General features: G+C 63.2%; 10 protein-coding genes. 4 read left to right on the forward strand and 6 right to left on the reverse strand.

The annotated features are described in order from the left end of the window. On the reverse strand, nucleotides 1-594 hold the full coding sequence (locus tag RIG82_08715; protein ID MEQ9461019.1) for a hypothetical protein: 594 nt from the start codon (nucleotides 592-594) through the stop codon (nucleotides 1-3). A gap of 28 nt (nucleotides 595-622) precedes the next feature. After that, a complete protein-coding gene (locus RIG82_08720; protein ID MEQ9461020.1) occupies nucleotides 623-1,258 on the reverse strand; it encodes an ATP-dependent Clp protease proteolytic subunit in 636 nt (211 codons plus the stop codon). Nucleotides 1,259-1,365: 107 nt separating this feature from the next. On the opposite strand from RIG82_08720, the gene RIG82_08725 reads away from it, so the two are divergent. The 3 genes from RIG82_08725 to RIG82_08735 all read left to right on the forward strand — a co-directional run bounded on the left by RIG82_08725 (nucleotide 1,366) and on the right by RIG82_08735 (nucleotide 4,023). Then, nucleotides 1,366-2,244: an ABC transporter permease gene (locus RIG82_08725; GenBank protein ID MEQ9461021.1), complete on the forward strand. Its 879-nt coding sequence runs from the start codon at nucleotides 1,366-1,368 to the stop codon at nucleotides 2,242-2,244. 5 nt (nucleotides 2,245-2,249) lie between these two features. Next, the gene (locus RIG82_08730) at nucleotides 2,250-2,897 is read left to right on the forward strand and encodes an SCO family protein (GenBank protein ID MEQ9461022.1); all 648 of its coding nucleotides are present in this window, start codon (nucleotides 2,250-2,252) and stop codon (nucleotides 2,895-2,897) included. Nucleotides 2,898-2,961: 64 nt separating this feature from the next. Then, on the forward strand, nucleotides 2,962-4,023 hold the full coding sequence (locus RIG82_08735) for a sodium:calcium antiporter (GenBank protein ID MEQ9461023.1): 1,062 nt from the start codon (nucleotides 2,962-2,964) through the stop codon (nucleotides 4,021-4,023). Between the two features lie 255 nt (nucleotides 4,024-4,278). Here the strand turns inward: RIG82_08735 and ruvB are convergent, their stop codons facing one another. From ruvB to RIG82_08755, 4 genes are all read right to left on the reverse strand, one after another. Next, nucleotides 4,279-5,325 (reverse strand): Holliday junction branch migration DNA helicase RuvB, encoded by a 1,047-nt coding sequence (gene ruvB / locus RIG82_08740; GenBank protein MEQ9461024.1) that lies wholly within the window; start codon nucleotides 5,323-5,325, stop codon nucleotides 4,279-4,281. Nucleotides 5,326-5,392: 67 nt separating this feature from the next. After that, entirely contained in the window at nucleotides 5,393-7,132 is a 1,740-nt protein-coding gene (locus RIG82_08745) for an ATPase, T2SS/T4P/T4SS family (protein MEQ9461025.1), read from the reverse strand. Between the two features lie 183 nt (nucleotides 7,133-7,315). Beyond that, nucleotides 7,316-8,641: a diaminopimelate decarboxylase gene (gene lysA / locus RIG82_08750; protein ID MEQ9461026.1), complete on the reverse strand. Its 1,326-nt coding sequence runs from the start codon at nucleotides 8,639-8,641 to the stop codon at nucleotides 7,316-7,318. Nucleotides 8,642-8,960: 319 nt separating this feature from the next. After that, entirely contained in the window at nucleotides 8,961-9,989 is a 1,029-nt protein-coding gene (locus tag RIG82_08755; GenBank protein MEQ9461027.1) for an SEL1-like repeat protein, read from the reverse strand. A gap of 80 nt (nucleotides 9,990-10,069) precedes the next feature. Here RIG82_08755 and RIG82_08760 point away from each other — a divergent pair, with 80 nt between their 5' ends. Then, nucleotides 10,070-11,296, forward strand: a complete 1,227-nt coding sequence (locus RIG82_08760; GenBank protein ID MEQ9461028.1) for a cysteine desulfurase family protein — start codon at nucleotides 10,070-10,072, stop codon at nucleotides 11,294-11,296. The last annotated feature ends 2 nt before the right edge of the window (nucleotides 11,297-11,298 follow it).

Genomic DNA, 11,298 nt, shown 5'->3' on the forward strand with positions numbered 1-11,298 from the left:
CTACTTCAACGCAAACGTCTGCTGCACCGACGCCACGATTCCCGATTCAGTGTCCGTGATCGTCACCCTGACGGTTGCCTCATCGACCGCCGCGCCATCAATCGGCAACTCGAAGGTGTAATGCGTGCCCGTGATCCCTGACCGGTACGCCGCATCAAACGCCTTAGGTCCGTACACTTTCTGCGCCAGCACCACCGGCTCACTTCCGGAGACGATGCGCACGACATCAACAACAGCCTGACCGCTGATCGGCCGCATCCGCCCGCGATTATCCAGCGTCCGGACATACGCCCGCAGCGTGTCCTTCACCCCATCCTCATCTGTATCCACAGCACCCGACAGCCGACCCAGCGTCACCTGACTAAACACCGGAGCGTCCGCGCCCTCCACATTCCCCTTCAACTCCAGCCGCTGCCGCAGCGCCGCTACCTCGGCCTCCGACCGCCGAAGCTCCTCTGTCATCCGAGCGATCGTGTCCTGATGCTCCGCTCGTTCACGCCGGAGCACAGCGTTGTCCCGGCTCGCCGAGCAGCCCGGCAGCCACGCCACCGAACCCATCAACAACGCCGCCATCAAAACAGGTCGCACAACCATGAATCGGCCTCCGTGCTGACCGCGAGGGTTATTCACCCCCGCCCTTGCCCCCCTCGCCGGCACCAGCAACACCCTCAGGCAAGTGCGTCAGAATCGAGTCCGCCACGCCGTACTTCACCGACTCCTCCGCATCGAGCCAGAAATCACGCTCGCAGTCCTTGGCGATCTGCTCGTAATCCTTGCCCGTGTGATGACTCATCACCTTGTACAGCCGTTCGCGCGTCCGCAGCATCTCCTTGGCATGAATCGACAGGTCCGTCGCCTGGCCCTGCATCACCCCGCCCATCAACGGCTGGTGCACCAGCGACCGGCTGTTCGGCAGCATGTAACGCTTGCCCGCCGTCCCCGCCATCATCAACACCGCGCCCATCGACGCCGCGACGCCGATGCAGTACGTCGCCACGTCCGGACGGATGAACTGCATCGTGTCGTACACACCCAGACCCGCCGACACCGACCCGCCCGGCGAGTTGATGTAGAAGTGAATGTCCGACTTCGCGTCCTCGTTGGATAAAAACAGTAACTGAGCGATGATCAGGTTCGCCGACTCGTCGGTGACCGGACCCGGCAAAAACACAATCCGGTCCTTGAGCAGACGCGAATAGATGTCATACGCCCGCTCGCCCCGCCCCGTCTTCTCGATCACCATCGGAATCAAACTCATATCGTCTCAGCCTTTCGCTTGGCGTCTTGAGGAATCAAGCCGGATTGTAGCGATCGGCGCAGACCGCCGACGGCGCTCGACTTTCTCTCCCCGGATACGATACGGACATGACCGCCACAGGCATCAAAGCCCACCCCCAACAAACCACCCTCGCCCCCGAGGTCGGACCCGTCTCCCTCTGGCTCCGCGCCACCCTCGCCCTCGCCTGGCGCGAACTCACCCGATTCTCAAGACAGCGAACAAGGATCATCGGCGCCCTCGCCACACCCGTTATCTTCTGGATCCTCCTCGGCTCTGGACTCAACAACGTCGTCACCGTCGGCGAAACCGCCGCGATGCCCAGCCCGTTAAGCGATCCCTCGGCCAATGGTGGGGGGGGGGTGGGCTACATGGCTTACTTCTTTATGGGCACGGTCCTGATGATCGTCCTCTTCACCGCCATCTTCTCGATGATCACCGTCATCGAAGACCGCCGCGAAGGGTTTCTCCAAGGCGTCCTCGTCTCCCCAGCACCCGGCTCCGCCGTCGCCGCTGGCAAAATGCTCGGTGCCGCCACCATCGCCACCCTCCAAGGCGGGCTCTTCCTCATCGCCTGGCCCCTCGTCTACGGCCCCATCGCCATCACCTGGTGGCTGGCCGCCTTCGCCATCATCGCCGTCGTTGCCCTCGGCCTCGCCGGGCTCGGACTCCTGCTCGCCTGGCCCATGAACTCCACCGCCGGCTTCCACGCCCTGATGAACGTCCTGCTCATGCCCATGTGGTTCCTCTCCGGGGCCGTCTTCCCTCTCGACGTCGCACCCCTCTGGCTGCGCATCCTCGGCTACATCAACCCGCTTACCTACGGTCACACCCTCCTGAGCTTCACCATGTTTGAAGGCGCCCCGCCCGCCCCGCTCGTCCCCGCATGGCTCGCAGCCATCCTGTTGCTTGCCTCTGTGGCGGCCGCCCTGTTTTTCGCCTCCCGAGCCGTCCGAGGTGGACGATGAACGCCATGGTCCGACACCGCATCTTCCTCGCCCTCGGCTTCACCATGCTCACGCTCGCTGGCGGGATGATCGTCATGGGCCTCATGACACGCCCCGCCTCCACCACCACCGTCGGCACCGCCGAGCCCGACCCCGCCTTCGGCAGCCCCCTCGAACAACCCGCACCCGCCTTCTCGCTCATCAACGCCGACGGCGAAGCCTTCGACTCCGAAACCCTCGCCGGACAAGTCTGGGTCGTTGACTTCATCTTCACCCGATGCCAGCTCGTCTGCCCCATCATGACCCTCCGCATGAGCCAGCTCCAGGAACGCCTTGAACTCCTCGGCCTCAAAGATGCCCGCATGGTCTCCATCTCCGTTGACCCCGACAACGACACCCCCGAGGTCCTCGCCGCCTTCGCCGACAAGTACTCAGCCGACCGCGCCCGCTGGTCCTTCCTCACCGGCGACCGCACCACTATCTGGGACCTCGTCCAGGACGGCTTCAAGCTCGCCCTCGATGAAGATCCCGGCAACGACATGATGCCCATCACCCACTCCTCCAGAATCCTCGTCGTCGATCGCTCCGGCACCGTCCGCGCCACCTTCGACGGCCTGACCGAAGGCACCGTCGAAGCTATCGCCGCCTACGTCGGCGCTCTCAGCGCCGAGTAACCTCTCCCTCTCCTCCTCCTCCCTCAAACCCTTTACCAACTACCCTCTAGATATCACCCTCACCATGCTCGCAGCGCTCCTCCCCAATACCTGGTTCGTCGATCAGCCCCAGTGGCTCCTGCTGCTGTTCATCGTCATCGCCCTCACCGTCCTCGTCCGCGGCGCCGACTGGCTCGTCGAAGCCGCCGCCGCCACCGCCTACAAGTTCGGACTCCCCCGCATTGTCGTCGGCGCCACCATCGTCTCCCTCGGCACCACCAGCCCCGAGATGGCCGTCTCCGTTCTCGCCGCATGGTCCGGCAACGCCGGACTCGCCCTGGGCAACGGCGTCGGCTCCATCATCGCCGACACCGGACTCATCTTCGGCCTCGGCTGCATCGTCGCCGGCACCCTCCCCGCCAACCGCTTCCTGCTCACCCGCCAGGGCTGGGTCCAGTTCGGCTCCGGCGCCGTCCTCGCCGCCATCTGCTACACCCTCTGGTTCAACCAGGGCGACACCGCCACCTTCGGCCGCATCTTTGGCGTCGTCCTTGTTGCGCTCCTCGCCGCCTACCTCTGGATCTCCGTGCACTGGGCCCGACAACAATCCGCCCAGGCACCCATCTCCGACGAACACCACGGACACGAAGTCCAGCCTCATTCCACCCTCTGGCTCGTGGGCTTTGGCCTCCTCGGACTCGCCATGGTCATCCTTGGCGGAGAAGTCATGGTCCAGTCCGCCTCCACCCTCGCCCTCCGCTGGGGCGTCCCCGAAGTCGTCATCGCCGGCACCCTCGTCGCCATGGGAACCTCCACCCCCGAACTCGTCGTCGGCATCATGGCCATCCGCAAAGGCCACCCCGAACTGCTCGTCGGCAACGTCATCGGCGCCGACATCCTCAACGTCCTCTTCGTCATCGGCTTCGCCGCCCTCGCCGCACCCCTGCCCCTCGTCGAAGCCACCTCCTCCTGGCCCAACGTCTTCCTCCAGCTCCACATCCCCACCATGCTCGCCATGCTGGTCCTGTTCCGAATCTACGTCGCCATGGCCGCCCGCAAAGGCCACTTCTCCGGCTGGATGGGCTACCCCCTCGTCCTCATGTACGTCGCCTACCTCGTCATCCAGTACGCCGGGTCAATCGAGTAAGGTCACTCTGCTCGGGCACCACGGGTCATCTCGGGTTCCACATGCATCTCGGGTGCCACGGGTCATCGGAGCAACGCGACGTGACCCGTGCCGACAACCACCAACCGTGGATTGCCGCTTTTCATCACCATCAATCGAGCCGAGCGTGACACGAGCCAGAGGCGCAAACCTCTGGGCCCATCCCCTCACAAAACTCTCAGCACAAGCCAACAATCCGAGCGTACTCCACGAGATGAAACCCGCTCCACCAACCCTTCACTCAAACAACCCCTCATCCCGCTCCGCCAGCTCCACCCCCACATGCGCCGCCGCCCGCGCTGTCAGCGCCCGACCCCGACGCGTCCGCGCCAGAAAACCGATCTGCAACAAAAACGGCTCCACCAGCTCCTCCAGCGTCGCCGAGTCCTCACCCAGCGTCGCCGCGATCGCCTCCAGCCCCACCGGCCCGCCCTCGTACACCGTCCCGATCACCTTCAGGTACTTCCGGTCCAGCTCGTCGAGCCCTAGCTCATCCACGCCCTCGAGCGCCAGCGCCTCATCCACCACACGGCTCGTCACCTTCCCCGCCGCACGCACCTGCGCAAAATCCCGCACCCGTCGGAGCAACCGATTCGCGATCCGGGGCGTCCCCCGCGCCCGATCCGCGATGGTTTTGAGCCCCTCCAGCAACCCCGCATCCTCCGAACCCTCCGCCAACATCCCCAGCAACCCTGCACTCCGCCTCAGGATGCTCAGCAGCTCCTCCACCGTATAAAACTCCAGGCTGTGCACCAGCCCGAACCGCGACCGCATCGGACCCGACAACAACCCCGCCCGCGTCGTCGCCCCGATCAACGTAAACGGCTTGATCGGCAGTGTGATCGCCTTCGCGTGCATTCCCTGGTCCAGCGTGAAATCAATCTTGAAATCCTCCATCGCCGGGTAGATGTACTCCTCCACCACCACCGGCAACCGATGAATCTCATCAATAAACAGCACATCCCCCTCCGCCAGCCGCGTCAGCGTCCCCACCAGGTCCGTCGGCCGCGTCAATGCCGGACCCGATGTCGTCACCAGATTCGCCCCCATCTCCTGCGAAATGATCGTCGCCAGCGTCGTCTTGCCCAATCCAGGCGGGCCATGCAACAAAACATGATCCATCGGCTCACCCCGCTGACGAACCGCATCCAACGCGATCGTCAGCTTCTCCACCAGCCGCGCTTGACCCACATACTCCCCCATCCGCGTCGGCCGCAACGACTGCGCCACCGCCTCCTCCACCGGCCCCTCCGACTGCGCCGTCACAATCCGTTGCGTCGCCATCAACGCATCCTAACACCACCCAACCCGATCAGTCAGCCCACCCCCAAACCACCACCCCGACACAAGCTCAACCCTCCCCCGACACCCGATCCACTTCCTCCAGCGACGTGATCCCCGACACCACCAGCTCCGCGCCGTGCTGCACCATCGGCCGCAACCCGCCCGCCAGCGCCGCCTCCTTCAAACCCGACATGCTCACCTGACCCAAAACCGCATCTCGCACCGAATCCGTCAACGGCATCAACTCAAAAATCGCTCGACGACCGTTGTAACCCGAACTGAAACACGCCTTGCAACCCACCGCCTCCCACCGAACCTTCGCGTTCGCCGCCACCTGACCCAGCCGCGCCAGGTCCTCATCCCGCATCGGAACCTCTCGACGACACCGCGGGCACAACACCCGAACCAGCCGCTGCGCCAGCACCAGCGTCAACGACGACGCCACCATGTAAGGCTCCACCCCAAGATCAAGCAGCCGGATCACGGTGCTGATCGACCCCTGTGCGTGAACCGTCGACATCACCAGATGCCCCGTGTTCGCCGCCTGCATCGCCGTCTTCGCCGTGTCCGCATCCCGGATCTCACCCACCACCACCACGTCCGGGTCCTGCCGAAGCGTCGACCTCAGCAGATTCGCAAACGTGTGATCTCGCTCCGGCTTCACCGGGATCTGCGTCACCCCCGTCAACTCATACTCCACCGGGTCCTCGATCGTCACAATGTTCCGCTGCGTCGCGTTCAACTCCCGAAGCGCCGCATACAACGTCGTCGTCTTCCCCGACCCCGTCGGCCCACAGATCATCAGCATCCCGCTCTCACGAGCAATCGCCCGCCGGATCGCCTGCTGCTCTTGCTCGGGCATCATCACATCACCCAAGCCGCTCGGACAGCGATGCGGGTCCAGCACCCGGGCCACCAGCTTCTGACCAAACCGCGAAGGCGTCAGGCTGATCCGGAAATCAATCCGCCGGTCCGGCAGCTCCGCCGCCAGATGCCCCTCCTGAATCACATCACGCTTGGAAATATCCAGATCACACAACACCTTCACCAACGCCAGCATCTGCGAAGTCGCCCGCTCATCCAGGTGCGTGACGTTCACCATCGTGCCGTCAATTCGCAACCGCAGCAGCGCCGACCCCGACTTCGGCTCGATGTGAATGTCCGACGCCCCCGTGCGCGCACACCCGTAAATCGACATCCGCAGCAGATGCAACGCCGTCCCCGCGCTGTCATACTCCGACTCAAAATCCGCCGCGTGAACCGTCTGGCCCCGCGCATTCACCAGCGAAATCCTGTTCTCATCAAACGTCAGCGGCTTGCCAATCTTCGTCAACGCCTTCAGCGATCCCAGCGTCCGCTCGCCCCGCTCAACCTCCGAAGGCGCCTCGGCCACCGCTGGCGCAGCCGTGCCCATCATCATCTCGTCAGCAACCGCCATCGCCTCCTGACTCGGCCCTCGACGACCCAATCCACCCGGGAACGAAGTCCGACCCCGCGGCTTACTCCCGCCCTTCGCCGCCACCCCATCCAGCACCCGAAACACCGTGTGACCCGCTCGAAAGATCGACCCCGAATGCAGCAACTCCTCCGACACACGTCGGTCACCCACCATCGTCCCGTTCCTCGATCCCAGGTCCTTCAACCGATACCCGTCCGGAACCCGGCTGATCTCGCAATGAAACCGACTCAGACGATGGTCACTCAACTTGATCCGGTTGTCCGCATGACGACCAATCGTCACCTTCTCCGAGCCAAACTCGAAACGCCGAACCGTCCCGTCCTCAGTCTTGATCTCAAGCATCGGCATGATCGGCCTATCCCTCTCGGAACACAGGACCTATTCATCATAAGGTCAAACCCGCGCAAAGCATAGAGCGGTCAACACCAACTCCTTGACATGCCCCACACGACGCCCAAGCCTGATGACCGAGGCAGCCGGGGCAACCTGGGCGACCGACACAGCCCCATCTGTGGAAAGCCCCGCGATCCCCTAGGTCAAAGCGGGGGAGCGGGGGGAGACCTCATGCCGCACCAAATCCTCATACACCTCCCGCTCCCGGATCACCCGCCACGTCTCACCCTCGACCAGCACCTCCACCGGCCTCGGCAGCGAGTTGTAATGACTCGCCATGCACATCCCATACGCCCCCGCCGAAAACACCGCCACCAGATCACCCCGCGCCACCGCCGGCATCGGCCAACCCAGCGCCAGATAGTCCCCCGTCTCGCAGATCGGCCCCACCACATCGCAAGGCTCCAGCGACGGCATCGCCATCTCCCGCTTCCGCTCCACCGGAACATGATCCGGTCCCACCCGAACCGGCCAGATGAAGTGAAACGCGTCATACAACGTCGGCCGGATCAGATGATGCATCCCCGTATCCAGAATCACGAACTTCCGGCTCCCGCCCTGCTTGAGATACTGCACCCGCGACACCAGCAACCCCGCATTCGCCGCGATCGACCGCCCCGGCTCCACAATCACCGTCCCGCCCCCCGCCTTGAACGCACGCAGCAACGGCACGATCACCTCCGCATAATCCTTAAACGCCGGCGTCTGACCCGTCTCATAGTCCGCCCCGAAGCCGCCCCCAATATCAATTGCATCGATCGTGAACCCCTCCGCCCGCAGCTCCACAATCAGCTCCATCGCCTTCGCCACAGCCTGACCGTAAGGCTCCGTCACGTACACAGGCGACCCGATGTGCAGATGCACCGCCGTCAGCCGCAGATGCTCATCCTTCCCATACCGCGCGAAAAACCGCTTCGCCCGCTCGATATCCACCCCGAACTTCGACTCCTTCTTCCCCGTCGTCGTCTTCGCATGAGGCGTCTTCGGGTCCACATCCGGATTAATGCGCAGCGCCCCCTTCGCCGTCTTGCCCATCCGCTTCGCGATCCGCGAGATGTTCTCGAACTCCGCCTCCGACTCAATATTGAACCACCCGATCCCCGCCTCGATCGCGTCCGCGATCTCGTGGTCCGTCTTGCCCACCCCCGCGAACACCACCTTGCCCATGTCCGCTCCCCCCAGCCGCGCCCGGTACAACTCCCCCCCCGACACCACATCCATCCCGCACCCCGCCCCCGCCAGCAACCGGATCAGATGCACATTGCTGCAGCTCTTGATCGAGTAACACACGATCGGCGTCAGCTCCGCAAACGCCGCGCACAACTCCCGATACCGCCCCAGCAGCGCCGCCGACGAATACACATAAGCCGCCGTCCCCACCCCCCCAACGCCCCCCACCAGCTCCTCCACCGACACCCCCTCCGCAAACAACGTCCCATCCCGATAAACAAACGCCTCAGTCATCACCTGCTCCAGTCTGAAGACCCCGATCGACAGGACCGGGGAGGGGCAGGATCATACCGCAGCAGGCCATAGGTCTCTGCAGACATGCCGTTGCTTAAGTTCTAAGAGGTTGACGAAGCTGAAACGGCGGATCGCCAAGCCATGAACCCTAAGACATCGTGTAGATGATGCCTTGGGCTCTCAGCTTCTCGATGAACGCGTCTACATCCCGTTCAAGATTCTCAAGCTCCTGATCGGTGAGAGCCTCTCTGATCGAGGATTCTCGTTCGTAACGATTGTGCTCGCCATGCATTCCTGAGAACTCGATGGCGACTCGATATCAGAAGTAGGCTAGCGCATCGTCCTCATCGACGCCTTCCCCAAAGTCGTAGATCCTGCCCAGCAGCTCCATTGCTCCGGCATGACCCTCCTTGGCCGCATGACGCAAATACCGGATCGCTTGCTCGTCACGTTCACCACCAAGATCATGGCTAACGACACCATGGCGATACATTGCAGCTCTTCGGATGATGCGACTGTCGCTAGATTCGATTAATCGATCGAGCCAGAACAAGGCCTTGTCGATATTCACGTCTACGTGATGCCCGCGCAAATACCATTCAGCTAGCAGACTCATTGCCCCGTCATGACCTAAGTCTGCTGCTCGTTCGAGCCACGCAAGGGCTACAGGCCCGTCGATCCTGGCCTTGTTGTCTTTGTCTGCATAGCCGTAATGCCGAGCAAGAATCAACATCGAGGCTGCGTCGCCGAGTTCGGCAGCTTCTTCGTACAACGCGAGGGCGGCCGCTTCATCCTGATGATCTTCTGCCGATTGATTGGTGAGATTCGCCAGCATTCTGACGGACTGCACACCGCCCAACTCTCGCGCCTGCCCCAATAGGCGTTTTGCTCTGGTGAGATCAACGAGGTCCTGTGAGAACGTACTGCCCCAAGCGTAAATCTCGGCTAGCCGCCTCATCGCTACAACAGAATCGGCATCAGCCGCAGCCTCTAGCCACTGAATCCCTTGCGCGTACGCCTCTGGATCATCACGATAGAGCATGGACGTATAGGCATCCACCAGCTCAATCATCGCCGGCAGGTGGCCACCCTCAGCCGCTACCTGATACCAACTCAACGCCTCGGCCTCATTCGGAATGACCTCGTGGCCATGCTCGTACTTGAAGCCAAGCCAGTAGGCAGCGTCAACTTCTTCTTCGCCCCGATAAGTCTCCAGTGATTTGATATCCCATCTGTACGAGGGTGAGCCAGAAGTTTTTGTTGGCACATCATCAGCCTCAACAACTGAGCAGCAGATGGCTAAGCAGAAAAGTACGCCAACTCGTAAAGAGTCATTGTGAATGGACATTCGGCAAAAACCTCCGGATGGCAGATTGATATTAGAGCACATGAAGTGACGCCTGCTTGACTCGCGTACCATCCCCCCAGATGCCCACCACCTACCTCGACAACAACGCCACCACACCACCCGCCCCCGAGGTCATCGACGCCATCGACCGCGCCCACCGCGAACTCTGGGCCAACCCCTCCTCCGTCCACCGCTTCGGACAGTCCGTCCGACAGAAAATCGAACTCGCCCGCGCCACCGTCGCCCGACTCATCGCCGCCACCCCACGCGAACTCCTCTTCACCTCGGGCGGAACCGAGTCCAACAACCTCGCCCTCCACGGAACCCTCCGACCCGCCCTCAAACAAAACCGCCGCGCCATCCTCATCACCACCGCCGTCGAACACGCCGCCGTCCGCGAACCCGCCCAACAACTCGCCGACGAAGGCGTCAACGTCATCAACCTCCCCATCGACCCCGATGGCGTCGTCAACCCCGCCGACCTCGCCAACACCCTCGCCGAACTCTGCGCCGCCGATGACCCCGCCACCGCCCTCGTCTCCATCCACTGGGCCAACAACGAAACAGGCGTCATCCAACCCATCATCGACATCGCCGCCGTCGTCGCCGAAGCCCGCGCCACCCTCCGCAAAGAAGGCCGTCGCACCACCATCACCCTCCACACCGACGCCACCCAGGCCGTCGGCAAACTCCCCGTCGACACCACCCTCGCACCCGTCGACCTCATGACCTTCGCCGCCCACAAGTTCCACGGCCCCAAAGGCGCCGGCGTCCTCTACCTCCGCCGCGGCGTCCGACTCACCCCCCAGCAACGCGGCGGACCCCAGGAACTCGACCGCCGAGGCGGAACCGAAAACACACCCGCCATCCTCGGACTCGCCGCCGCCGCCGAACTCGCCATCACCTTCCTCAACGACACCGAACGCATCCAACACCTCCGCCAACTCCGCGATAACTTCGAACAACTACTCCTCGACCAGATCCCCGGCTCCCTTATCAACGCCCAAGACCGCGACCGACTCTGGAACACCACCTCCATCGCCTTCCCAGGCGTCGAAGCCGAAGCCATCCTCCTCGGCCTCTCCGAGCGCGGCGTCTGCGCCTCCGCCGGCGCCGCCTGCTCTTCCGGCTCCCTCGAACCCTCACCCGTCCTCCTCGCCATGGGCATGGACCGCGCGCGCGCACACGGCACCATCCGCCTCTCTTTGTCACGTTTGATTGACGAGCACGACCTCCAAACCGCCGCAAAAGCCCTCATCGCGGTCGTTTCAAGGCTCCGCCAGACCATGCCCATGGCCGAAAACTGACC

This window comes from Phycisphaeraceae bacterium (assembly GCA_040222855.1).
Taxonomy (GTDB): domain Bacteria; phylum Planctomycetota; class Phycisphaerae; order Phycisphaerales; family Phycisphaeraceae; genus Mucisphaera.

What these genes read in the sequence shown, in the direction of transcription:
- RIG82_08730 (MEQ9461022.1), top strand. Translation starts at nt 2,250, where the DNA reads ATGGTCCGACACCGCATCTTCCTCGCCCTCGGCTTCACCATGCTCACG.
- ruvB (MEQ9461024.1), bottom strand. Translation starts at nt 5,325, where the DNA reads ATGGCGACGCAACGGATTGTGACGGCGCAGTCGGAGGGGCCGGTGGAG.
- lysA (MEQ9461026.1), bottom strand. Translation starts at nt 8,641, where the DNA reads ATGACTGAGGCGTTTGTTTATCGGGATGGGACGTTGTTTGCGGAGGGG.
- RIG82_08745 (MEQ9461025.1), bottom strand. Translation starts at nt 7,132, where the DNA reads ATGCCGATGCTTGAGATCAAGACTGAGGACGGGACGGTTCGGCGTTTC.
- RIG82_08725 (MEQ9461021.1), top strand. Translation starts at nt 1,366, where the DNA reads ATGACCGCCACAGGCATCAAAGCCCACCCCCAACAAACCACCCTCGCC.
- RIG82_08735 (MEQ9461023.1), top strand. Translation starts at nt 2,962, where the DNA reads ATGCTCGCAGCGCTCCTCCCCAATACCTGGTTCGTCGATCAGCCCCAG.
- RIG82_08760 (MEQ9461028.1), top strand. Translation starts at nt 10,070, where the DNA reads ATGCCCACCACCTACCTCGACAACAACGCCACCACACCACCCGCCCCC.
- RIG82_08715 (MEQ9461019.1), bottom strand. Translation starts at nt 594, where the DNA reads ATGGTTGTGCGACCTGTTTTGATGGCGGCGTTGTTGATGGGTTCGGTG.
- RIG82_08755 (MEQ9461027.1), bottom strand. Translation starts at nt 9,989, where the DNA reads ATGTCCATTCACAATGACTCTTTACGAGTTGGCGTACTTTTCTGCTTA.
- RIG82_08720 (MEQ9461020.1), bottom strand. Translation starts at nt 1,258, where the DNA reads ATGAGTTTGATTCCGATGGTGATCGAGAAGACGGGGCGGGGCGAGCGG.